This window comes from Afifella marina DSM 2698 (assembly GCF_900102695.1).
Taxonomy (GTDB): domain Bacteria; phylum Pseudomonadota; class Alphaproteobacteria; order Rhizobiales; family Afifellaceae; genus Afifella; species Afifella marina.
The window spans coordinates 281,110-304,732 of sequence record NZ_FMVW01000001.1 but is presented as its reverse complement, the minus strand read 5'-3'; the positions used below and the strand labels follow the sequence as shown (position 1 = coordinate 304,732).

The window sequence follows — 23,623 nt, the reverse complement described above, 5'->3', positions numbered from 1 at the left end:
CTTGGCCTTCTTGCGAGGCCCGCCGATTATCGTTCAGCGTTTCATCTCAAGCAACCATAGCGCGATGTCGCATTGCCAAACCAGAAAATCCTCCCCCTTGTGTGGCGCGAAGCCCTGTGCTCCATTCCGCCACCTTGGAATGAGTCAAGCTTTGACATAACAAGGAGTGTCCAATGATTAGGATTTCGGCTGCTGCCCTTGGCATTGCTGCCATCCTTGCCGCGGGCAGTGCGTATGCTCAGGACGACCTCGTCGCGGCCGGTGAGAAGGTCTACAAGCAGTGCCACGCCTGCCATTCGGTCGGTGAAGGCGCCAAAAACCGCGTCGGCCCCGAGCAGAACAACCTGTTCGGTCGTGTCGCCGGTTCTCTGCCTGACTTCCGCTATTCCGACGCCATGAAGAGCGCCGGCGAGAATGGTCTCGTCTGGACCGAAAAGTCCCTGCACGAGTATCTGAAGAACCCGCGCGCTTATGTGCCGAAGACCAAGATGATCTTCGCCGGCCTCAAGAAGCCCGAAGACATCGACGCGGTGATTGCCTATCTGAAGACGTTCGATACGGACGGTATGCCGGATCCGGACGCCAGCACGTACACGCCGCCCAACGGCTAATCGGGCGCAAGCGCCTTTTCGTGACGACCCGCCGCTCGAAAGGGCGGCGGGATTTTTTCGCGGTCCGTTTTCGCTCGCGCTGCATTCCGCGCAGCGGCTTTATCTTTTTGCGGCTCGACGCGCCTGGCACGCGTATCGGCACGCTGGGATTTTGCGGCTTTTCCGTCTCAGGGCGCATCCGCAAAGCCCGTGCGGTCACCACAAGCCTGCACGTCCAGCGCCAGAAGCCTGCGCCACAAGGTTGTTGATCTCGCTGCGGCGGCGGACCTAATTTGCGTGTCCGGGCTTCCGGCTGACCGGCCCTGCCGCCAGACCTGGAGCCATCGAAGCCAGCCGAGGGCATGACGCACAACGCTCGGCCGCAGAGGATTGAGCGCTTGTCGCCAGAAAACACCGAACATACGACAGCTTCGAAGCCGCGCGTCGGTCTCTTCGCCACCTGCCTCGTCGATCTCTTCCGCCCGCAAGTCGGCTTTGCTGCGATCAAGCTGATCGAAGCTTCCGGCTGCTGCGTCGAAGTCCCGGAGAACCAGACCTGCTGCGGCCAGCCCGCCTACAATTCCGGCGACCGCAGCGATGCTGCGGCCATCGCCAAACAGGTGATCGCGATCTTCGAAGACTACGATTACGTGGTGGTTCCGTCCGGCTCCTGCGCCGCGATGATCGCCCGCCATTATCCGGAGCTTTTCGACGACGCCTATTGGGCGCGGCGCGCAATGGCGCTCTCCGCAAAGACCTACGAGCTTACAGCCTTCCTCTATGACGTGATGGGCGTGCGCGACGTCGAGGCGGCGTTTGCCGGCAACGTCACCTATCACGACGCCTGTTCGGGCCTGCGCGAACTCAATGTGCGCGACCAGCCACGCGAACTCTTGAAAACCGTCGACGGCCTCGCCTTCACCGAGCTCAAGGACGCCGATGTCTGCTGCGGCTTCGGCGGTACCTTCTGCGTCAAATATCCGGAAATCTCCAACGCCATCGTGACGAAAAAGACGGCCGCAATCGCAGGCTCCGAAGCCGATACGCTGGTGGCCGGCGATCTCGGCTGCCTCATGAACATGGCCGGCAAGCTGCAGCGCGAGGGCAAGCATGTGCATGCGCGCCATGTAGCCGAAGTGCTCGCCGGCATGGCCGACAGTCCGGCGATCGGCGAGGCGGAATGAGCGCGCCCTTCCTTTCGCAGGCGTTCAAGGAAAACGCCGTCGACGCACTCGCCAATGTCGAGCTGCAGCGCGCGCTCGGGCATGTGGAACGCGGCTTCATCCAGAAGCGCCAGAAGGCGGTCGACGCCCTGCCGGAATTCGATGCGCTGCGCCATGAAGCGCGCGCCATCAAGGACCACACACTTTCACATCTCGACCTCTATCTGGAGGCTTTCGAGGGCAAAGCGCGCCAGGCCGGGGCGGAGGTGCATTGGGCGGAGACGGCAGCCGACGCGCGCGAGGCCGTGCTTTCGATCTGCCGCCGGGTTGGCGCCAAAACCGTCACCAAGGGCAAATCGATGATCTCCGAGGAGATCGGCCTCAACGCCTTCCTGGAGAAGAGCGAGATCAAGCCGATCGAGACCGATCTCGGCGAATACATCATTCAGCTGCGCGGCGAGCCGCCTTCCCACATCATCGCCCCCGCCGTGCATGTGAACCGCGACCAGGTGGAAGCCGATTTCCGCCGCGTGCACACGCATCTCGATCCGAAGCGCGATCTCGCCGATCCGGTGTCGCTGCTCTCGGAGGCGCGCGCCACTTTGCGCGACATGTTCCTTGCCGCCGATGTCGGCATCACCGGCGCCAACTTTCTGGTGGCGGAGACGGGAAGCTCCGTCATCGTCACCAATGAGGGCAATGGCGACCTCACGCAGATCCTGCCGCGGGTGCATATCGTGCTCGCCTCGATCGAAAAGGTAGTGCCGACGCTCGAAGACGTCTCGACGTTGCTGCGGGTTCTGGCACGCTCCGCCACGGGTCAGGAGCTCTCCGTCTACACGACGTTCTCCACCGGCCGGAGGCGGCCGGGCGACGAGGACGGTCCCGAGGAGACGCATGTCATCCTCCTCGACAATGGCCGCTCCGAAATGCTCGCCAACGAGTTCCGCGAGATGCTGCGCTGCATCCGCTGCGGCGCCTGCATGAACCATTGTCCGATCTATCATGCGATCGGCGGCCACGCTTATGGCGCGACCTATGTCGGCCCCATGGGCGCGGTCCTGGCTCCGGGCCTCTTCGGTCTCGAAAACACGGCAAACCTGCCCAACGCCTCGACCTTCTGCGGGCGCTGCGAGAGCGTCTGCCCGGTCGAGATCCCCTTGCCGAAATTGATGCGGCATTGGCGCGAGCGCGAATATGAGCGGCATCTCAAGCCGGCCGCGGAGCGGAACGGCCTGCGCATCTGGGCCTTTCTCGCCAGGCGTCCGAAACTCTACCGGCTCGCCACCCGCATCGGGCTCAAGGCGCTTCACCCCTTCGGGCGTCGTCGCGGGCGCTTCTCGTCGCTGCCGCTCGCCGGCGGCTGGACCGGCCATCGCGACATGCCGGCGCCGGCGAAAACAAGCTTCATCGATCAGTGGAAGGCCCGCTCGTGACGGCGACGGGAAAGACATCATGAGCCAGCGCGAAACCGTGCTCGGCAAGATCCGGCGCGGCCTTGCCTCCGCAAAGACAGCGGAAGCGCGCCGCGATGCCGTCGCCCAGCGCCTCGGCCAGCATCCGGCAAACACCGTTCCGGCCCGTGGCCATGTCGGCCAGCAGGCACGCCTCGATCTCTTTGCGAAGATGGCGGGAAAAGTCTCCGCCACGGTGGAGCGGGTGGCCTCGGCCTCCGACCTTCCTGAGACGGTTGCGGAATATCTGCGCGCCCGCAACCTGCCCTCGGATCTCAGGATGGGTGCGGACCGGCGTCTTGCCGATCTTCCCTGGGAAAAGGTCCCGCAGCTCGAAGTGAAACACGGGCCCTCCGACGGGCGCGATCATGTCGGCCTCAGCCACGCTTTCGGCGGCGCGGCGGAAACCGGCACGCTCTTCCTGCTCTCGGGGCCCGACAATCCGACGACGCTCAATTTCCTGCCGGATCACCATGTCGTCGTGGTGCGCGCCTCCGACATCGTCGGCGATTACGAAACCCTGTGGAACCGTCTGCGGGAACACTCCGGCGACGACGTCCTGCCACGCACGGTCAATCTCATCACCGGCCCGTCACGCTCGGCCGATATCGAGCAGACGCTGCTTCTCGGCGCCCACGGGCCGCGCGCCCTCCACATCCTCATCGTCGAAGACGCCTGAGCGTCCGTCTTATCGCGAGACGTCGGGATTGATGATTTCGGCGGGCTCCGGCTCGCCGGGATTCCGGTCGGGCTGTGAGCTTTCGGGCTCCCCCTGCCTGTCACGAGGCTCGCTCGTATCGGGGCGCATGTCGAGATCGCCCGGAACCGGCAGCGGCTCGATGGAGCCGTTCGCAGGGCTCTCCGGCGAAGTCTCGGATGGAGCCGGCATGGTCTGCGATGGCGCCGGAGAGGCGGGAGGCGCGGTGTCCGGTTCGGTCGAGGACGGCGCTTTTGTCTGAGGAGACGTCTCCGGAGAAGTCGTAGGTGCCTTCTCCTCGCCCTCTGGCTCCGAGGCCGGCTCCGGGGCCGGCGTCGTGTCACTTTCTTCCGGTGAACGGAAGCGAATGGTCGGATAAGAGAACGTCGCCTTTTTCCAGACGAGCTCGAAGCCGCCGAGATTGAACTCGTATTTCGGCGCCTGGCCTTCTTCGACCTGCACGGAAGGCATCCGGCCTTCCTGTGTCTGGCGGATGTCGACCATGAAATAGGCGGCGACGGCGAGCAGGATGACGACAAGAACGAGGAAGAAGCGCATGGGTCTCGGGAGGTTCGCCGCGGGATGTTGCGGCTCGTTTCACGGCTAAAATGGCGCCGCGGCCGATCGGTTCCGGCCGCGCGGCCCGTCGCCTCACATGTCGCGGCCTAAAAGAGGCTGCCCTGCGCCTTGGGAGCGGGCTTCGCCTTCGCCGGTTTCCTCGCTGCCGCCGGCTTCTCGCTCGGCGGGCTCTCGGATGGGCTCCCCGTCGCGGGCGTCGGTGTGCCACCCTCACCAGCAACGACCGGGCGACGCCCATCCTGAAACTCTATCTCGTAGGCGTCGCCCGTCCGCATCGCGCCGGCCCGCGTCACCGTCTGACCGGAGGCGTCATGGATGACGGCATAGCCGCGTCCGAGAACGGATTTGTAGGAGAGCGTCTCAAGCAGCCGGCAGGCATTGTCGTAGCGCTCCTGGCGCGCGATCGCGGCGCGCCGAAACACCTCGGCGTGGCGTGCGGTCGCTGCGAGCCGCTCCCGCTCCACCCGCAGCATGCGCTGGAGCGTTTCCGGGCGCAGCCTGGCTGCACGTATGAGATCGCGCCGCGCGGAGCCACGAACGGCACTCGCCGAGCGCTCCATGCGGCCTGACAGATCAGCCAGGCGCTCGCGCCGACGGCGCAGATCGGCGCGCAGGCTGTCGCCCGTCAACCGCGCCCCGACACGCAGATAGGCCTGCTCCTTGAAGCGGCGATGCTGGGCGAGCCCGCGCAGCAGCCGGCCGCCCGCCTCGTCGAGCCGGTGGCGCGGCAGAGCCAGGAGCTCGTTGAGCGAAGGCATGGCGCGGGCAGCACCCGTCAGATCACGCCTGAGGGAAGCTGCGAGGCGCTGCCAGGCGCCTTCCTGGCGGGCTGTGAAATCGGCGACACAGGCGACGAGTTCGGCACGCACGGGCACGGCGATCTCGGCCGCACCCGTCGGCGTCGGGGCGCGCCGGTCGGCGGCGAGATCGATGAGCGTCCAGTCGGTCTCATGGCCGACGGCGGAAATCACCGGAATGCCGCTCTCAGCGACGGCCCGCACAGCAACTTCCTCGTTGAAGGCCCACAGATCCTCGATCGAGCCGCCACCTCGGGCGACGATCAAGAGATCCGGGCGCGGAACCGCGCCGCCCTTTTCGGTGCGGTTGAAGCCGCGGACAGCGGCCGCCACTTCCTCGGCCGCACCCTCGCCCTGAACACGCACCGGCCAGACCAGCACCCGGCGCGGAAAGCGCTCCCGCAGACGATGCAGGATATCGCGGATCACGGCGCCCGTTGGCGAGGTGACGACGCCGATCACCTCCGGCAGATAGGGGAGCGGGCGCTTCTTCGCCTCGTCGAAAAGCCCTTCGGCGGCGAGCGCCTTCCTGCGCTCCTCCAGAAGCGCCATCAGCGCGCCGGCACCGGCGGGCTCCAGGCTCTCGACCACGAGCTGGTAATTGGAGCGGCGCGGATAGGTGGTGATCTTGCCGGTCGCCACCATCTCCAAGCCTTCCTCCGGCTTGAACTTCAGCCGCTGGAAGGTCGTGCGCCAGACGACGACGTCGAGAGAGGCGCTTTGATCCTTGAGCGTGAAATAGCAATGGCCCGAGCCGTGCGGGCCACGGTAACCGGAAACCTCGCCGCGCACCCGCACATGCTCGTAATTTTCCTCAAGCGTTCGCTTCAGGGCGAAAGCGAGATCGGCGACCGTATATTCGGCGACGTTGGAGACTTCGACGGGGGATGCGGGCATAACCCAGTCTTGACGGAGCGAGAGCCGCGCTTCAAGCGCGTTTTCGAAAGAACGGCAAGAGAGCGAACATGGCCTACGATTTCATCACGAAGCGACTTTTCGTCGAAGAGCCGCTCCAAGCCGGTGGCTCGATCCCCCTCACGGCCGATCAGGCCAATTATCTCCTCAACGTTCTGCGCCTCGACAACGGGGCGCCCATGCTTCTCTTCAACGGAAAAGACGGGGAATGGCGTTCGAAGGTCGTCAAGGAGGGCAAGAAGAAGGCCCATCTCGAGGTAGAGGAGCAGACGCGGCCGCAAACGCCGCAAAGCGACCTCACCTATCTCTTCGCGCCGCTCAAACAGGCGCGGCTCGATTACCTGGCGCAGAAGGCCGTGGAGATGGGCGTCGGCCGGCTCGTGCCGGTGATCACGCAGTTCACGCAGGTGCGGCAGGTCAAGACGGCGCGCATCGCCGCCAATGCGCTGGAAGCCGCCGAACAATGCGGCATCCTCAATCTGCCGGAGGTGGAGGAGGCGAAAGGCCTGGCGGAGGCGATCGAGGCGCTGGAACAAGACCGCCGGCTGATCTTCTGCGACGAGCGCCACGAGGGCGATCCGCTTGCAGCGCTTGCCGACCTCAAGGGCGAGAGGCTTGCGCTTCTCATTGGGCCGGAGGGCGGGTTTTCGGACGCCGAGCGGAGTGCGATTTCGGCCAGACCGCAGACGCTGACGATCTCGCTCGGACCGCGCATTCTGCGCGCCGATACCGCGGCCGTCGCAGCCCTTGCGCTCGTTCAGGCCGCAGCCGGCGACTGGCGCCAATCATCACCCGATCAATAAAAGCTCGCCCTCATCCCTGAATTGTCGACGAGAGCGCTCAATTGTTGACGAGAGCGAGATCCGTCACCGGCTGCACCGGACCGCCGGCGCCGACCTTGTCGTTGACGAGCACGCGCAACTGGCCCGCGCCATTGTTGGTGATGGTCATCGCGGCCTCGGTGTCACCCATCACGTCCTTCGGCCAGACGAGCGCGAACTTGATCGTGTCGCCACTGCGCTTGCCGCTCATGACCGCCGTGCCGACCTTGGAGCCCTGATAGGTACCGCGATAAAGCCCGCTTTCGGGGTCGTAGGCGACATTGACGCGCACATCGCGGGTGAAGATCGCATAGGCGCGGCATTTGCCGGCGATGCTGATCTTGTTGGCTGCGCCTTCTCCGGCCAGCGAGCAGTTGATGTTGGTGGGCCCCGAGCGTTCGTTGCGGATGACCATGCCGCCACCTTTCCAGGTGCCGTCGAAACGCTCGATGAAATCGGATTCGGCGGCCCCGGCCGCGGGGGCGGCAAGCATCGCGCCGAGCAATGCGGCCCCGAGAATGAAGCGAGACGTCATCTGGATCATGATCGAACTCCCGACTGGCATGGCAGTCATGCGCCCCTTCGTCTCAATTTAGAACGCTTTCGCCATTGGCAAGAGCAGGCTCTCGTCCGACATGCGGAAAAGGCTTTGAAAGGCGCCTTTGGCCTTACTATGGTCGCGCCGCCGACAGCCTGACGGCCGCATGCAAAGAAAGATCCGATGGCCCGCGACACAGCGAACGACAACCCGATTGAAAACCGCGACCAGCTGGTCTCCTCGATCGAAAAGGGCGTCAAGCCGCGCCAACAATGGAAGATCGGCACCGAACACGAGAAGGTGCCGTTCTACCGCGACGGCAACCGGCCGGTTCCCTATCACGGCGAAAAAGGCATCGAAGCGGTCCTCAAAGGGATGGAAACCCTGCTCGGCTGGGAGCCCATCTACGACGGCGAAAACATCATCGGCCTTGGTGATCCGACCGGTGGCGGAGCCATCTCGCTGGAGCCGGGCGGCCAGTTCGAGCTCTCCGGCGCTCCGCTTCCCAACATCCACCGCACCTGCCGGGAAACGCATGCGCATCTCGCCCAGGTGCGCGAAGTGGCGGAACCCCTCGGCATCGGCTTTCTCGGCATCGGCATGGCCCCGAAACAGTCGCGCGCGGCAACCCCGATCATGCCCAAGCAGCGCTACCGGATCATGGCCGAGTACATGCCGAAGGTGGGCGGCAAGGGCCTCGACATGATGCTGAGAACGACCACCATCCAGGTCAATCTCGACTTCTCCTCGGAAGCCGACATGGTGCGCAAGATGCGCGTCGGGCTGGCGCTGCAGCCCATCGCGACCGCGCTCTTCGCCAATTCGCCGTTCACCGAAGGCCGGCCCAACGGCTTCCTCTCCTACCGCGCCGAAATCTGGCGCGACACGGACCGCAACCGCACCGGCCTCCTGCCCTTCGCCTTCGAAAAGGGCTTCGGCTTCGAGCGCTATGTCGATTGGGCGCTCGACGTGCCGATGTATTTCATCATCCGCGGTGGTCGCTACATCGACATGACCCACACGACCTTCCGGCAGTTCCTCAAAGAGCCCAAAGTGGACGACATCGGGGAAGTCACGCCATCGATGGGCGATTGGTTCAATCACCTCTCGACGCTCTTCCCCGATGTCCGGCTGAAGACGTTTCTCGAAATGCGCGGCGCCGACGGCGGCCCGACACGGCGCATCTGCGCCCTGCCGGCCTTCTGGACGGGCATCCTCTACGATGACGACGCGCTCGCAGCCGCCGAATCTCTCACCTACGACTGGAGCGAGGCGGAGCGAGAATCCCTGCGCAACCATGTGCCGAAGACCGGCCTTGCGACCCCCTTCCGCCGCGAAACGGTCCTCGACATCGCCAAACGCGCCGTCGCCATCTCCCGAACCGGCCTGAAGCACCGCAACCAAATCAGCGCCGGCGGCTTCAACGAGGCGGAATATCTGGCGCCGCTTGAAGAAACGCTCGCCCTGAAGCGGACGCCCGCCGAGGAACTGCTCGCGCAATATCGCACGCGCTGGGGCAATTCGGTCGAGCCGCTTTTTTCCGAATACGCCTATTGAAGCTCTCGTGACGCCGCTCGTTCGACGAGCGGCCTTTGCGGCGCTCATCTGCGATGCGGTCAAAACCTAAGGCATAGGCCTTCTGCTCGTCTTGCCCTCCGGCAAGGCAGGGGCAAGGTTTGTCTGGGATCATTCAAAACGAGAAGGGCAAGGCCGTGCCTCGTCGGGTTCGTCCCGCGCGGGCTTTGCATCTTGTTACTTAGGATATCGCAGAAGTCTATCCCATATCAGCAGGCAACAACACCCAGAACGCAGACACCTGCCCGAAAGAAAGGCCTAGAGGCGAAAGCCACTGTCATGCAGCTCGATCTTACCACGATCTCCGTCGTCTCGGCTTTCTGCGCGGCGATCTGTGGCGTCCTTTTGGTTCTCGCGCGCTGTCACTACCCCGAGACGAAGTACATCTGGTGGTGGGTTGCCGCGAACGTCGCTTTCGTCATGGCCTCGCTGCTTCTCGCGCGCTGCCACGACAATAGCCTGCTCCACCCGATTTCCTTTGTAATGATGACGTTTCATCCTGCGTTGATTTGGGCTTCCACGCGGATGAACGGCGCGCATCTCGTGACCTCGCTTGTTATTTTCGCCGGCCCCGCACTCGTCGCTCTTGCCGCCTTCGCCTCGCCCGAGGGCCGCATGCAACTCAGCGGCACCGCCCATGCCTTCGTCGGCAGCGCCTATCTTTTCGCAACCGCATATTCCATGGTCTTTCATCCGGCACAGCCGAAGGTGCCTGCCCGCTGGCCGCTTGCCGGATTGTGCGTCCTGCATGCCCTGGCATTGGTGTTTTCGTTGCCGGTTCTGTCGTTTCTCTCCGAAGCGCCATCGACCGTTCGCGCGGCCGCCGAGATGCTGCAATTCGAGGCACTGCTCTTCGTTCTCGGCAGCACGATCTTCGTAACCGCTGCGATGCGGGAGAGACGCGAGGCCTGGCAGAGGGCAAAGGCGGAGACCGACGAGCTCACCGGCATTCTCAACCGCCGAGGTTTTCTGGACCGGGCGGAGCGCACCCTGAAGCGCTGTCGGAAAGACGGCACGCCCTGCGCCGTCGCGCTCTTCGATCTCGACTACTTCAAAGAGATCAACGACACCTATGGTCATGCCATCGGCGACAACGCGCTCAAGGCTTTCATCAAGACAGCGCAGCGCTCCATGCGCGCCAACGATCTCTTCGGCCGCGTCGGCGGCGAGGAATTCGCGGCTCTCTTTCCCGGCGCCGATGCGCCCGCGGCCCTCTCACTCGCCGATCGGGTCCGGCAAAGCTGGGTCCGGGTGGGTCGCGAGATCGACGGCCGCGACGTCAACAGCACGATGAGCGGAGGGGTCGTGGCGCTTCGCGACGACCAGTCCCTGGAAGAGCTTCTGGCGCTCGCCGATCAGGGGCTTTATCGGGCGAAGAAAGCCGGCCGCAACCGCATCGAGCTCGCGGCAAACGACAAGCCCGCGCCGCCGACCTCACAGACCTGTCTCGCCTGAGCTCCCCGCGGGATCGCCCTTTTACTCAAACAGCACCCGGGTCGCGGGGAACGCCACTTCCGCGATCGTGCCCTCGCCGCGCGCGCTCTTCAAAACGAACTGAGCGCGGTTCGCCTCCACCAGCGCCTTCGTCAGAGGCAGGCCGAGACCGGAGCCGGTGCCCGTGCCGATTGCCGAGGTGATGATCTGCCGAAAAGGCTCCATCGCCCGCGCCAGCTCGCTCTCGCTCATGCCGCCGCCATTGTCGCGCATGCGCAAGACCACCTCCCCGTTCTCCTCCAGCCTGGTAGAGAGGATCACCTGCCCGCCCGCATCGGTATATTTCACCGAATTCGACAGAAGGTTCAAAAGGATCTGGCGCAGGGTGCGGGCGTCCGCGACGACGGACGGCAGGTCGGGGGCGAGGCTCGTGCGGATGATCACCTGATGGCGGCCCGCCTGCGGCTGCATCAGCGACACGGTCTCGCGCGCCAGCGTGTTGAGATCGACGGCGGAAAAATCGAGATCGAGCTTGCCCGCCTCGACCCGCGCGATGTCGAGGAGATCGTTGACGAGGCTGACGACATGCTCTGAAGAGGAGCGGATATCGCGCAGATATTCGCGGTAGCGCTGGTTTTCGATCGGGCCAAAACGCTCATCCACCATCAATTCGGCAAAGCCGATGATGGCGTTGAGCGGCGTGCGGATCTCATGGCTGATACGGGCGAGGAAATCGGATTTCTGGCTTGAGGCCCGCTCCGCTTCGGCGCGCGCCTCTTGCAGCCGCGTCTCCGTCTCCTTCCACTGCGTGATGTCGCGCAGAACCGCACAGAAGCGGGGGCGCTCGCCGCTGCCGACCTGGCCAAACGTCATGAAGAGCGGGATCGGCCCGCCTTTCGTGCGGCCCAGAACCTCGCGGCCCTCGTTAAGGAGGCTCTTGATGCCCGCCATCCTCAGGCTCTCCAGATAGGCCTCGGCCTCCACCCGGCTTTCTTCTTCCAAAAGCTCGGTAAAGGAATTGCCGACCACCGCGTCGGCTTCGATGCCGAAAAGCGCCTCGGCGCTGCGGTTGAGGCTTTCGACGCGGCCTTCCGCATCGAGCACGATGACACCGTCGAGGGCCGTGTCCAGGATCGCCTGAAGCTCGCCGACCTTGGAGGAGAGAACCGCATTGGAAAGCGTGACGGGGGCCTCGATGGGCGCCTCGATGGGTGCGGTGTCTTCGGACGGGGTCTCAGGGACCGCCTCAGGGACCATCCTGGAGACTTCCGCCGACGGGCTTTCCGGATCCTGCCGCGTCTCGGTGGGCGCGAAATCGTCGCCCTCTCCCTCTGACCGCTCCACAACCGGCGCGGCATCTTCGGACGGCCCTGTCGCCGGCGCGCGCGCCTCGGCCTCCTCAGCGCTCTTGTCGTGGCGCTCCTTGAGGGCGTCGCGGCGCTCCTCGATCGGCGAACCGCTCGAGGGCTGCAGATCCGTCACACGGGCGCCGAGTGCTGAAGCGATCGTCTCGAAAGCGCGCTTTTCCTGCGTCGACAGGCGCGACCATTCCGGCAGGCGTTCGACGTCTGAGCGGATCGGCACGACATTGTCGTTGGGCGGAGCCTCGCCTTCGCGCGGATGCCTGCCCGCCGGCGCCTCCTCCATTTCGGCTCCTTCCGGAAAACGCAAGTCGAAGGCTTCCGCCTTCAAGGCCTCGGCCGGGCGCAAGACGCCGAACCCGCGGAAGCCTTGAAACGCCCGGTCGGCATCGAAGACCGGGAGTGCGGTGAGCTCGGCCGGAATGCGGACATCGCCCGCCTCCGACGGCCACCAGGCGGTGAGGCCGCTCCAGGTGTCGCGCGCGTGAAAGGCCTTTGCCACCCGCCCGGTCGGATCCAGCCGCAGGCGCGCGGCCGCGTCGTCCCAGGTTTCGCCCACGACCTCAGAATTGCGGCCGACGAGTTGGGTCAGGCCCTGCGAGACGAAAAGAATGCGGTGCGAGGCATCGCTCTGCCACAAAAATCGGACCGAGACCGGCCGGGTGAGCGTCGCAACAGGTGCCGGTTCGGCGGCCGGTTCAGGGGCCTCAGCGCCCTCATCCGCAGCAGGCGTGTCCGGGCTCGCCTCGTCCCGGGCCGTCTCTTCATCGCCCGGCTGTTGCTCGGGCAGCCCATCCGCTGCCGCCTCTGTTTCAGCTTCTTCCGACTCGGCAGAAACGTCGTCGGCAGACCATTCGCCGGGAGACGCTTCCCCGGGAGACGCCGCCACAGGCGCATCATCGGCGTCGGCTTCGGAGAGATCGTTGAGCGCAGGAGCGCCCTCGGCGGCCCCATCCCCGTTCTCGTCGGAGGACGCCTCTTGAGGCGCTTCTCCGGCGCCATGCTTCTCGGGATCGTAGGTGGTGAGACGATCGGCGATCCAGGCCGGCAGCGCACGCCGCACCGCTTCCGTCAGATCCGTCTCCTCGTCATGCGCATGGGCGCCGTGATCGGGCGCATCATGGTCATCGGGCGCATCATCGGAAACCGGCCCCTCGCGATCGCTCATCTCCGCGATCTCGTCGTGATCGTCGTCATTCGCCGGAACATCGGGGGCCTGAGTTTCGGAAGTCTGAGGGTCGGAAGCCTGAGTGTCGAAAACTTCGACATCGGTGGCCGGAACGTCCGTCTCCGGCCTCTTGAGGGTTTCGATGTCGCCGTCTTCCCTGATCGGCTCGCCGGAGCTCTGCGGCAGCCCTGCCGCGGCCGCCAGATCTCCGCCGGCAACCGGACCGAGATCGCTCTCAAGATCGACGATTGCGAGGCATGTCTCGCGCGCCACCGGAACGAGGCTCGCGCGGCGCAGCCTGCCCTCATGAGCCCAGTCGTCAACAAGCTGCGGCTTGCCGGGAGAAAGGGCGCGCCCCTGAAGATCCGAAGCGTTCTCAAGGCGCGCCACGACGCCGTCACCGGAGAAGAAGGCCGGCATCCGGGCCGGGTTCGGCGCATGCGCGGCGGCGATCGCGACCGCCAGGAGACCGCGCTCGCCGCCGATCACCACGCGCTGGCATTGGCAGACGACCGGCACGGCGCCGAAGCCGCGCCCGAGACGCAGCCGCCCGAGAGAGCCCGTCTCGCCCGCCGTCTTCGCCAGCATGCGAATGTCGCGCTTCAGCGGGTCGGCCGATCCGAGGCCAAGGGCGCGCGCTTCTTCGGCGGTGCCGCAGCCGAGACGCTCGGCAGCGGCCGGGTTGAGCCAGCCGAGCCGGTTGTCGTCGAGGCGGAAGAACATGGCAGGACGCGCGTCGCTCACAAGCGCCGCCAGGCGCTCGTCCGCCATCGCCTCCACCAGGCCCCTGCCCTCCGATTGCATGATTTCCGTAATCTCCGCGACTCGCCTTGGTTAAAAATAGGTAACCGGAGTTGAAAAAGAATCGCAGGCCTGGAGCGCGCCGCAAAGTCCGTTTTTCTCAAGGATGGTTAACGGTTGAAAACTTCAGCCGCCGGCAGGGTTCCGAATGCTGCAGCGCAATAATTTGTTGCGTCGCACAAAACTTTCCCTATATACTCTCCAGAAGCCTGAGGGGGGAGCAACCCAGGCAGAAGCGGAAGGAGATCTTAGATGTCCAGTGAGCACGAATTCAATCAGGCTGGTGAAAAGGCTTTTGATGAGGCGGCTGCGACCGCGCAGGATGCGGCCAATACTGCTGATCGCGCGTTTCAGGACGCCACCGAGAAGCTGACGGAAATGTTCGGCATGACGCAGATGCAGATGCCCGAAGCTTTCCGGGCGATGACGGAGCGTTCTTTGGCGAGCGCGCGGGAGAATTATGCCCGCCTCAAAGCCGCTGCAGAAGAGTCCACCGACGTGATGGAAGATACTGTGGAAAACGCCCGCGAGGGTCTCCTGCAGGTGCAGTTCAAGGCGCTCGACAACGCCAAGGCCAATACGGATGCGGCGTTCGACCACGCCCGTCAGATGCTCGGCGTCACCTCGTTCGCCGATGCGATCCAGCTTCAGAGCGCCTTCATGCGGTCGCGCTTCGAAGCGCTGATGGATCAAGGCAACGGCATGCGCGACCTTCTCACCAAGGTCACCGAGGACACGTCTCGCCCGGCCCGCACGGCGGCGAAGAAGAACCTCGACAAGGTCACGAGCCACTAAGCTCTGCGACCAACCCTCCGCGACGCCGCCCACAGAGGCGGCGCGCAGGAATTGACGAGCCCGGCCTCCCGCCGGGCTTTTTTTTGCGCCTGCGATTTTTGCGCCTGCGATGCGCGTGGCCGGCGTCGGCTTGTGCTTCGGCACGGATCACTGCCGCGGCAAACCTCGGCATCGAAGGCCGGGCCGAGCTGAGCTGAGCTGAGGCCCGGGCCCCAACGGCCGCCGCCGAATGCGCGCGGACGGAATGCGTGCGGACGGAGACGAACATCCGCAGCAAGGCCGGCCGCAGCCAGGCCGGCCGCAGACAGGCCGGCCGAAGCCCCGGCGATGCGCAGCAAAGACAGACCTGGCTGGTGTTGCCGGGAGCCTGCAAGGGCCGTGGTTAGACCGGCCTGGCGGAGCTTGAGCCCAGCTTGAGCGGGGGTTCGGTCGGAGTGGAGCCGGGGTTTGGGCCGGCGCTCGAACGGGGCCATGAACGAGGCCATCAACGGGGCTGTGAGAACGGGTGTGCGACGGCGCCGCGCAGAGTTTCTTCGCCGCCCCCTTCCCTTGGCGACGCTCCTCGGCTAAGCGGTGCCGCAGAGGTGAGGAATCGCAAGCCCGGGCGCCAGGATATGGCCCGCCGGCGCTTGAAATCTCCGGCGCGGAACACTAGGGTCCGCACCGCCTCGCCAGGACATGCGAACGTAGCTCAGTTGGTTAGAGCGTCGGATTGTGGCTCCGAAGGTCGGTGGTTCGAATCCACCCGTTCGTACCAGTTTCTCCGTAAAATCAGCATTTTATGCGAACGCCGGAAACGGCGTGACGGTGGCCGCTGACCCAAAACGGCAAATCCTGCCAAGCCCCTACCAACCTCCAAAAAGTCGACGAGGTCACATGCCACGGACACTTGGCAGGACCGTGGAAGGAATCCCTGCCTGCTGCGGATGCTGAGCGACGGCCCAAGCGAGTCGTACCGAGGTGCAACGAAAGGCCTCCCCCAGCGATCGACTGGCGTTTGCAGACCACGCCCATCGAGAGGAGGAAGTGCCGTGAGCGGGTGCCGGAGATCCTGGGAAACACGAGCCTTCGCTCCTCGGCTCCGAGTTCTCTCGGATCCGGCGCGGAGAAGCGGATAAGGTGCCCGCACCTCAGGATGACTTGCGGATTGTTGTGACGACTGAGCACTCGTCGTGGCCCTGCAGCGTCATCAAAGAGGCGAGGTATTTGCTGTGGTAGTGCGTGTAGGGCACCCGCAGAGGCGTTTCCGGCCTCGTCCAGTCAGTCAATAGCGATCCAGCCATGCCCACCTTCCCGAGATGAAGCGGAGAAAGGTTTCTCGCGGCTGATCTCAGCGGGCTTCGCGATACGACCGAAGCGCGCGGTCGGAGCAAGGGGGAATGGCTGCGTCGCACCCCGGTCGCCCGGCGAACTTGGCCATGGCCTCCGAAACGGATACGGCCGTGGCGACGAAGGTCGCGGCGACATACCCCGTGTCGTCGGCAAATCGCCACTGCCACGACAGCGCCAACGCCGGGAAACACCGCCTTCTTCGACCAACGACGCCTGCGGGGCTTTCACGGTTTCATCCGGCCGAGCCAGTCAATTCAGGCATCGACGTGCCCGGCTGCTCTGAAGAGCAGGACTACCAGCGCGCAACCGCCTCCTTGATGCCCGTCTCCTCGTCGATCTCCACCTCGCGATGGACATTCACGGCCGGGGCGAGATTGGGGTCGCGGCCTTTGACGAAATCCTGGTCCATGACGATGGTGCGATAGGCCTTGTTGAGGGCCAGAGCGCGGGCGCGCGAGGGATAAAGGATTGTGGCGAGATCCTCGGCCATGGCCGCGAGCGCCGCCTCGTCCGGCTTGCCATCCTCGCCGATGAAGGCCTGGATGATCTCGGCATTGTCGCGGAACTCGTCCCCGGCGCCGTTTTCGGCGAGGTAGCGGGCGTATTCGCCGGAGCCGTCCGGCCGCTTCGGATCGGGGATGCCCCTCAGCCCGTGCCGGCTCCAGTGGAACCAGCCGCCGAAGGGCTTTTCGAGCTTGCGCGCGAAGGCGAGCGTGGAATCGTCGTTGACGCCGATGCCGCCATGGCAGCCGATGCAGAAGACCGTCTCCTCGAAACTCTGCGGCCTCAGAGCTCCGTCGCGATCCTCGATGAAGCCCTGCAGACGCCAGCCGGTGCCGTTGGCGATGCCGACTTCCCGGTTGCCGTCGAAGAGGCTGACGCGATCGGGGAAATCGTGATCCTCCTTGATCTCCTCAAGCGCCCCGTCTTCAAGGTCGGCATAGGTCTGCCAGGCGGTCTTGCGCATGTAGCGCAGTTCCTTCAGGCGCGCCGCCATCCTCACCTCGCCGGCATCGTCGACATCGACGTAGCGCACCGTATGCAGGAACTCCGTACCGAGCGGGAAAAGCCCGGCGGCGAGCGGCGCCTTGCCCTCCTCCTGCAAGGTCCTGGCGCGACCGACATAGGACATGTCGTGCCCCTTCAACGGCGCCCAGTCGAAGACGACCTTCTCGGCTGTGCCGAGGCTGCCGTTGCGGTCGAGATCGACGCCGAGGCCCTTCTCGTCTGCGGGAGCGATGGAAACGTCGCGGCGGGCGATCAGGGCTTCCACGATGGCCAAATTGATCTCGTAGATCGCCTGATCCGGCTCACCGCTTGCGTTCTGGCGATAGGCCTCCGGCAGCCGGATCAGCACGTCGTCAGTGGAGCCGGAAGCGGGCGAGAAGCTGCCGGGCAGAGGCGTATAGGCGAAGGCCCGCCAGCCGGTCGGCGTGCCGTCCGGAGCAATGTCGAAGCCCGCGTCGTCGAAGCGGAAATGGCAGTCCGGCGTGTAGCCGCCCCATATGCCGTCGCCGTCGACATCCCATCCCGGCGGCACGTCGGCGAGCCGGCCGGCGAGGATCAGCGAACCGTCGGGCGCCTGGTAGTTGCTGGTGCGGATATAGGAGAGGATCTCCTCGTCGCCGATGGCGGCGACACGCCCGCGCCGGTCCTCAAAGAGGTTCGACCACGGGTTTGAAAGCGCCGGACCGGGAAAGGCGTAGGAGAGCTGCAGGTCCGGATCGTTGATGAAATTCGGCCGGCGAGCCCGCAGATGGCAGGTGAAGCACGGATTGTGCGCCCGCCCGACGTCGTCGAGCGTCTTGGTGTAGCATTGCGGGGGGATATAGGCGGTCCGGTTGTGGAGGAAGCCGCCGAGGCTGCTGTCGCCAAAGGCCGGGCCGGCCAGGCCGGCGGCGGTCAACGCGAAGACAAGCGAGCTGACGAAGCGAGGGGACATCATCGATTCCTTGAGAGAGACACCGGCACGGACGGCGCAGCCGCGGTAAAATCGGCCCGGCAGGAACGCCTGCCGGGCCTTGCTGCGGAGAGGCGGCCGCCCGGTCCTGCCCGGCGACAGCGCACCAGGGTCAGTTCGTCAGCGCCGGAAACGGGCCGATATAGCCGACATAGGCGCGGGCATCGGCGGGATCGGCGAGCTTGTCCTCGTCGGATTCCCCATAAGGATGCTGCACCACCGCCATGATGTAACCGTGGCCGCCGACATTCGGATAGAAGTACGGCGAGGTCGTCTCAGAGCCGTAGGGCGTGGAGAAGATCCGCGTCAGCGAACCGTCGGAGAGCTTGTAGGCCCAGATGACATCGTTCTGGTGGCCCGAGCCCGAATCCTCGCCGATGATGAGCGTGCCGAAGCCGTCCATGAAGGTGAGGTTGTCCGGATTGGCAAGGCCGTCCATATCGCAGGTATTGCCGGCGAATTCCTCGCCCTCGGCATATTCGTGCGGCGTGCCGGCGACGAGGCCGCTCATCTCGCTCGCCACCCAGTCGGAGCCAATCTCGCCGTCGGAGCCGAGCGGCAGCGAATAGACGGCGCCGCAATCGTTCGCCGTCAGCTTGATGTGGTTGCCGCTGCCCTTCTCGTATTTGTCGGTCGGCTTGCCGCCCTTTGAGGCATCCTCCATGCCGCTGTTGACTTCCGACATCGCGACGTAGAGCGTCTTCGTCGCCGGATCGAGGGCGATGCCCTCCTCCTTGCGGAACTCGGTCGTCGCGCCCTTCATGGAGGCATAGCGCCGGGTCTCCAGGCGGGAGGCGAGCGCCTCCATGCCGTCCTTCACCTTCAGGCATTCGGAGCGGCCCTCGGCGTTGGAGGGGGAGAAGCCCTCAGGGCAGGTGCCGTCGTCAGCCATGTCGGTCGTCTCGAAGAGATCGGAGAAGGTGACACCTTCGGCCAGCGCCTTTTCCACGCTGGCGGTGTCAGAATGGCCGAGGTCGATCCAGGAAAGCTCGGCCTTGCCGGCGCCCTCGTCCGAGGTCTGGTTCCACTTGGCGGCATAGAGCGTGCCGGCGTCGAGCTTGCCGGCCTCGTCGGCGACGAACATGAAGAAGCCGACATTGGTGCCGTCGTCGGAGATGTAGACGGTCTTGTCATCCGGCATCACCTTGGCGAGTTCGACCGCGACGCGACCCATGGCGTAATGCTTGCCGACCGTGTAGCTGCCATCCTCTTTGACCGTGATCTCGGTCGGATAACCGTACTTGTAGGGGTCGAAGCCGCGCTTGAACTCCTCAATGGAGGCGCTTGCCGGGTCGAGACCGACGTAGCGGATCATCGGCTTGTAGTAGTCGTCGATGTCGTCCATTGAGGTCGCTTCCTCGACGGCGCGGGCGTCCGGCGGATATTCCTCCGAACCGAGATGCGTCTCCCAGGGCGTGATGGAACCGGCGCACGGGACCCACAGGCCCCCGAAGCTTGAGAAATCGATCGGCTCGGTGGAGACCGGCGTCAGGTTGCCGGCATCATCCTGCTTCAGTTCCGACAGGTACATGGCACCCGGGCGGGATTCGAAGTGGCTGATGCTGAACAGCTTGCCGCCAACCGTCAGGAGCGAGGAGAAGTCGGCGTCGACGGAGATGTGGGTCGAGCCGTCCTCATTCTTCACCGGCTCGCCGTTCTCGTCGACAAGCAGGCCGAAAGTGTTGTTGCCGATCTCGTCGCCGCTGCGGGCGAGCACATGGTAGGCGATCTCATGGGTGCTGCGGTCGATTGTCACGGAAGGGGAGGCGACAGCTTCGCGCTTTTCCGCATCGGTCTTGGCGGCCGCGATACCCTTGAATGTCAGTTCTCCCGCCATTGCGCTCGTCGCGACGAGTGCGACGGCCGTGCCGGCGAGAAGTGATAAAGGCAGTTTCGTCTTCATGAGAGTCCTCCGAAACTTCACTTTTTCGCAGTGAAGCCATGGCGATTGCTAACGCTGCACGGACCCAACCGGCGAAGGCATCATCGTCTGGCAGCACGAACCTTTTTTGACAGCGTCGGAGTTGTTCTGCCTATGTCCGACCGTCAGATACCGGTGGCCGGCGGCGCCGTGTGAAGCGTAGCGACGTCGGCCCACCATGGTGCCACGCCGCGCAGACCGCTTTCGCCTGAATGGGTCGCCTTCGCCCGCCTGAAAGCACGGCGGATATCGGTCACGGCTTTGCGCGCAGCCGAAGGACCGTTCGCCGCGCGGATCTCGTCGCGCAGCGCCTCCAGATGACTTTCCTGCATTTCGGAGACGGGCTTTTCTGACCGATTGGAAAATGCCTCGCGGCGTACCGGTTTTCTCTCTCAAGACATCGATCTTGAGATGCATCTGGCGCGAGCTGGAAGGGCGCGGGGCGCACAGCCGCGGCGGATTCTAGCGTCTGGCGAAGACGGGCCTTAAGCTTCGCCGGCCGCGCGGGGAGAGAATGGCGCCTGTGGCGATCCCGAAAAGCAACGCCCAGAGCGGCGCGCCGATGCCGAGGAAGGTGATGCCCGAGACGGTGGTCATGAAGGTCACCAGGGCGGCTTCCCGTCGTTCCGGCTGCGCCAGCGCGGCACTCAGGCTCGCACCGATCGTGTTCAAAAGCGCAAGACCCGCGACCGTCACCACCAAAGCCTTGGGGGCGATCAGAAACAGGCTGATGACAGCAGCGCCCAGAAGCCCCACCACGCAATAGATGACACCCGTCACGACGACCGCTTTGTAGCGGGTCTGCGGGTTGTCGTCGGCCTCCGGCCCGGCGCAGATCGCGGCGGTGATGGCGGCGAGATTGAAGGCGTAGCCTCCGAAGGGTGCCAGGAGGAGCGTCGTCAGACCGGTGACGGTGAGACAGGCGGACACCGGCGGCTCATATCCGGAGGCTTTCAGCGTGACGATGCCGGGCGTATTCTGCGAGGCCATGGTGACGATGAAAAGCGGCAGCCCGACACCGAGCAACACCGGCAGCGAGAAGGCCGGCATGGTGAAGACCGGCTGAGCGAGAGAAAAATCGATCCCCTCCCCGGCCTGGAACGCCCCTGTCGCGGCGCAGAAGGCGCAACCCGCGAAGAGGACGGCCGGAATGGCAAAACGCGGAAACCAGCGCCGGCCGGCGAGATAGGTCGCGCACATGACCGCCACGAGGGGCAGATTTTCCTCCATGGAGGAAAAGATCCCGAGGCCGAACTGGAACAAGATGCCGGCAAGCAGGGCGTTGCCGATGGTGTCGGGAATGAGGTGGGACAATCTTTCAAACCAGCCGGTGATGCCGGTCAGGGTCAACAAGAGGCCGCAGAAGAGAAAGGCGCCGATCGCCTCGCTCATCGCCACGCCATTGAGGCTGATGACGAGAAGGGCCGCGCCGGGCGTGGACCAGGCCGTCAGGATCGGCATCCGGTAGCGCAAGGAGAGGATCAGACCGCTGACCCCCATGCCGACGCCCAGCGCCAGCATCCAGCTGTTGGCCTCCGCCTGCGAGGCGCCCAGGACGTCGATCGCCTGGAAGATGATTGCAACGCTGCTCGTATAGCCGAGAAGGACGGCAATGCAGCCCGCAACGATGTGCGATAGTTTCAGTCCTGCCAGCATTGCAACCGTGCCTTTCCAGTTCGTGCGCGCTAGGAGTGTGCCCAACGAGTGCCGGACGTTATAACGTCCGTGCGTTATAGCGCACAACAGGCGATGTGAATGACCGAAGAAAAAATCCGGATCAATCTGAAGGCAGTGCGTGCCCGCGCGGGCCTAAGTCTGGCGCAGGCGGCCGAGCTCACCGGCGTCAGCAAGGCCATGCTCGGCCAGATCGAGCGCGGGGAATCGAGCCCCACGATCGCGACGCTCTGGAAACTCGCCAAAGGCTTCCAGCTGCCGCTGACCGCCTTCATCGAGGACCTCATTGAAACCACGGGCACCTTCGCGCCCGCGCAGACGCGCAGCGTCCGGTTTCAGGGAAGCATCGGCTTTCACACCGTCTTCCCGTTCGACCCCGTCTTCGGCTCCGAGACGTTTTTGATGACACTTCAACCGGGCCAGGTTCACCAGTCGAACCCGCATGATACGGGCGTCGTCGAAGATGTCTTCGTCACGCGCGGCGCGATGGAGGTCTTGATCGCCGGAGAATGGAAGAGCTGCCGCTATGGGGACGCTTTCCGCTTCCCCGCCGACCAGCCGCACGGCTATCGCAACTTGAGCGCCGAAATCGCGCACTTCCACAACACGATTCACTATCCGAAGACGGCTCTGTTCGAGACGACAGACCAGAACGACGGGTCCGACGAGGAGGCGTGACGGTTCCGGCCGGTGCCGGCTGCGTCGCGTCAGATCGCTTCCAGAAATCCGAGGACGCCGGCTCCGACGATGCCGGCATCAGCGGGATGCGGGATCGGCCGGATGGCGAGATGGCGCGTCGAAAGCGCCAGCGAGCGCTGATAGACGCTTTGGCGGATCGAGGCGAGAAAGGCCGGGCCGATGGTGGCGACGCCTCCGCAGATGAAGACATGGCTCGGATTGAAGAAATTGACGAGCGTGGCGAGCATCCGCCCGACATCGGCGCCGGCGCCCCGGATGATGGCATTGGCCGCCGGATCGCCTTCCCGGCTCGCAAGACCGACATCCTCCGGGCTCAAGGCGCCATGCGCCTGCAACAGCTCCAGGAGACGCGGACTTTCGCCTGAACGGGCGGCCGCCGCGCCGGCGCGAGCGATCGCCGGGGCCGCTGCCATCGCCTCCACACAGCCGACATTGCCGCAATGGCAGACGGGACCGTTCGGATCGATGCAGATATGGCCGACGTCGCCCGCCGCCCCGTCGACGCCGCGATAGACCTGGCCGCGGCAGATGATGCCACAGCCGATGCCGGTCGCAACCTTGACCACGAGGAAATCGTCGGCGCTGCGCGACAGATGCCACAGCGTGCCGAGGGCGAGGATGTTGACGTCGTTGTCGACGAAGATCGGCACGTCGAAATCGGCCGCGAGCGCCTGTCGTGGCGAAAAGCCCTCCCAGAGCGGCATCAGGGGCGGCGTGGCGAGACAGGCGCTTTCGAAATCGACCGGCCCCGGCACGCCGATGCCGATCATGCGGATGCGCTCTCGCTCCTGGCCCAACTGCCGCAAAAGCAGATCGAGCACATCGCGCAGGCGGGCAAACAATGGCTCCGGCTCGCCGCGCACGGAGATCGGCTCGCAATGGCGGGCCATGACGCTCATGTCCGGCGAAAGAAGGGCGATATCCATATGGGTGGCGCGGATATCGACGCCGGCGATCAGGCCGTCGCGAAGCGTGACACGCAGGCCTTCGGCGCGGCGCCCGCCGGAGGAGGGCCGCGGCCCGATTTCGGTGATCAGCCCGGCACCGATCAGATCGGTGATCGCCGCATTGATCTTGCTCTTGGAGAAATCGAGCCGGCCGGCCAGATCGCTGCGGGCGCTGGTGCGCGCCCAAAAAACCTCGAGCAAGAGCCGGCGCTCGGTCGGCGACAATTGCGAAAAGCCGCGCATGTTTGACCTCATTGAACGCGCTTTGACCGTAAATAGACCGAACTTGACCATTGCTCAATCAAATTGCTGAGCGTAATTTTCGCTGCAATGAGGAAGGCCCCTGGATGTCGACGGCATCCGGAAGCGAGTTTTCCCGAAAATAAAAAAGGGCGTCGAGAC

The 23,623-nt window shown here is 64.8% G+C and carries 19 protein-coding genes and 1 tRNA gene; 10 read left to right on the top strand and 10 right to left on the bottom strand.

Annotated elements, in window-relative coordinates; translation table 11 throughout:
- The first annotated feature begins 173 nt into the window (after positions 1-173).
- The 4 genes from BLP76_RS01355 to BLP76_RS01335 all read left to right on the top strand — a co-directional run bounded on the left by BLP76_RS01355 (position 174) and on the right by BLP76_RS01335 (position 3,886).
- Positions 174-611, top strand: coding sequence for a c-type cytochrome (locus BLP76_RS01355; protein ID WP_092809097.1), 438 nt, complete (start codon positions 174-176; stop codon positions 609-611).
- A gap of 377 nt (positions 612-988) precedes the next feature.
- Positions 989-1,774 carry a (Fe-S)-binding protein gene (locus BLP76_RS01345; protein ID WP_244514350.1) on the top strand — a complete coding sequence of 262 codons (786 nt, stop codon included), beginning with the start codon at positions 989-991 and terminating at the stop codon, positions 1,772-1,774.
- Entirely contained in the window at positions 1,771-3,189 is a 1,419-nt protein-coding gene (locus BLP76_RS01340) for a LutB/LldF family L-lactate oxidation iron-sulfur protein (RefSeq protein WP_092809094.1), read from the top strand. The genes BLP76_RS01345 and BLP76_RS01340 overlap by 4 nt, the downstream gene beginning before the upstream one ends.
- Positions 3,190-3,208: 19 nt before the next feature.
- On the top strand, positions 3,209-3,886 hold the full coding sequence (locus BLP76_RS01335; RefSeq protein WP_092809093.1) for a LutC/YkgG family protein: 678 nt from the start codon (positions 3,209-3,211) through the stop codon (positions 3,884-3,886).
- Positions 3,887-3,895: 9 nt separating this feature from the next.
- On the opposite strand, the gene BLP76_RS01330 is transcribed toward BLP76_RS01335, so the two are convergent.
- Together BLP76_RS01330 and xseA are read right to left on the bottom strand one after the other, a co-directional pair.
- The gene (locus tag BLP76_RS01330; protein WP_092809092.1) at positions 3,896-4,462 is read right to left on the bottom strand and encodes a hypothetical protein; all 567 of its coding nucleotides are present in this window, start codon (positions 4,460-4,462) and stop codon (positions 3,896-3,898) included.
- 107 nt (positions 4,463-4,569) lie between these two features.
- Positions 4,570-6,177, bottom strand: a complete 1,608-nt coding sequence (gene xseA / locus BLP76_RS01325) for an exodeoxyribonuclease VII large subunit (protein ID WP_092809091.1) — start codon at positions 6,175-6,177, stop codon at positions 4,570-4,572.
- A 68-nt stretch (positions 6,178-6,245) separates the two neighbouring features.
- Here xseA and BLP76_RS01320 point away from each other — a divergent pair, with 68 nt between their 5' ends.
- The gene (locus tag BLP76_RS01320) at positions 6,246-6,998 is read left to right on the top strand and encodes a 16S rRNA (uracil(1498)-N(3))-methyltransferase (RefSeq protein ID WP_092809090.1); all 753 of its coding nucleotides are present in this window, start codon (positions 6,246-6,248) and stop codon (positions 6,996-6,998) included.
- A 37-nt stretch (positions 6,999-7,035) separates the two neighbouring features.
- Here BLP76_RS01320 and BLP76_RS01315 read toward each other — a convergent pair whose 3' ends face one another.
- Entirely contained in the window at positions 7,036-7,590 is a 555-nt protein-coding gene (locus tag BLP76_RS01315; RefSeq protein ID WP_092809089.1) for a hypothetical protein, read from the bottom strand.
- Positions 7,591-7,737: 147 nt separating this feature from the next.
- Between BLP76_RS01315 and BLP76_RS01310 the strand changes: the two genes are divergently transcribed.
- Positions 7,738-9,111, top strand: coding sequence for a glutamate--cysteine ligase (locus tag BLP76_RS01310; protein WP_092809088.1), 1,374 nt, complete (start codon positions 7,738-7,740; stop codon positions 9,109-9,111).
- Positions 9,112-9,408: 297 nt separating this feature from the next.
- The gene (locus BLP76_RS01305; protein WP_092809087.1) at positions 9,409-10,584 is read left to right on the top strand and encodes a GGDEF domain-containing protein; all 1,176 of its coding nucleotides are present in this window, start codon (positions 9,409-9,411) and stop codon (positions 10,582-10,584) included.
- Between the two features lie 21 nt (positions 10,585-10,605).
- Here the strand turns inward: BLP76_RS01305 and BLP76_RS01300 are convergent, their stop codons facing one another.
- The gene (locus tag BLP76_RS01300) at positions 10,606-13,896 is read right to left on the bottom strand and encodes a sensor histidine kinase (RefSeq protein WP_244514348.1); all 3,291 of its coding nucleotides are present in this window, start codon (positions 13,894-13,896) and stop codon (positions 10,606-10,608) included.
- A 249-nt stretch (positions 13,897-14,145) separates the two neighbouring features.
- Between BLP76_RS01300 and BLP76_RS01295 the strand changes: the two genes are divergently transcribed.
- Positions 14,146-14,688, top strand: a complete 543-nt coding sequence (locus BLP76_RS01295; RefSeq protein WP_092809086.1) for a phasin family protein — start codon at positions 14,146-14,148, stop codon at positions 14,686-14,688.
- Positions 14,689-15,368: 680 nt separating this feature from the next.
- Positions 15,369-15,445: transfer RNA gene (locus BLP76_RS01290), tRNA-His, on the top strand.
- 373 nt (positions 15,446-15,818) lie between these two features.
- On the opposite strand, the gene BLP76_RS18695 is transcribed toward BLP76_RS01290, so the two are convergent.
- The 5 genes from BLP76_RS18695 to BLP76_RS01270 form a co-directional block, all read right to left on the bottom strand.
- Positions 15,819-15,971 carry a hypothetical protein gene (locus tag BLP76_RS18695; protein ID WP_170130366.1) on the bottom strand — a complete coding sequence of 51 codons (153 nt, stop codon included), beginning with the start codon at positions 15,969-15,971 and terminating at the stop codon, positions 15,819-15,821.
- A 341-nt stretch (positions 15,972-16,312) separates the two neighbouring features.
- Positions 16,313-17,962: a hypothetical protein gene (locus BLP76_RS01285; protein WP_200170482.1), complete on the bottom strand. Its 1,650-nt coding sequence runs from the start codon at positions 17,960-17,962 to the stop codon at positions 16,313-16,315.
- Between the two features lie 130 nt (positions 17,963-18,092).
- A complete protein-coding gene (locus BLP76_RS01280; protein ID WP_092809084.1) occupies positions 18,093-19,883 on the bottom strand; it encodes a PhoX family protein in 1,791 nt (596 codons plus the stop codon).
- 143 nt (positions 19,884-20,026) lie between these two features.
- A complete protein-coding gene (locus BLP76_RS01275) occupies positions 20,027-20,233 on the bottom strand; it encodes a hypothetical protein (RefSeq protein ID WP_092809083.1) in 207 nt (68 codons plus the stop codon).
- 130 nt (positions 20,234-20,363) lie between these two features.
- Positions 20,364-21,557: a benzoate/H(+) symporter BenE family transporter gene (locus tag BLP76_RS01270; RefSeq protein ID WP_092809082.1), complete on the bottom strand. Its 1,194-nt coding sequence runs from the start codon at positions 21,555-21,557 to the stop codon at positions 20,364-20,366.
- Positions 21,558-21,656: 99 nt separating this feature from the next.
- Here BLP76_RS01270 and BLP76_RS01265 point away from each other — a divergent pair, with 99 nt between their 5' ends.
- A complete protein-coding gene (locus BLP76_RS01265) occupies positions 21,657-22,253 on the top strand; it encodes a helix-turn-helix domain-containing protein (protein WP_092809081.1) in 597 nt (198 codons plus the stop codon).
- A gap of 29 nt (positions 22,254-22,282) precedes the next feature.
- On the opposite strand, the gene BLP76_RS01260 is transcribed toward BLP76_RS01265, so the two are convergent.
- Positions 22,283-23,464 carry an ROK family transcriptional regulator gene (locus BLP76_RS01260; protein ID WP_092809080.1) on the bottom strand — a complete coding sequence of 394 codons (1,182 nt, stop codon included), beginning with the start codon at positions 23,462-23,464 and terminating at the stop codon, positions 22,283-22,285.
- Positions 23,465-23,623 lie beyond the last annotated feature (159 nt).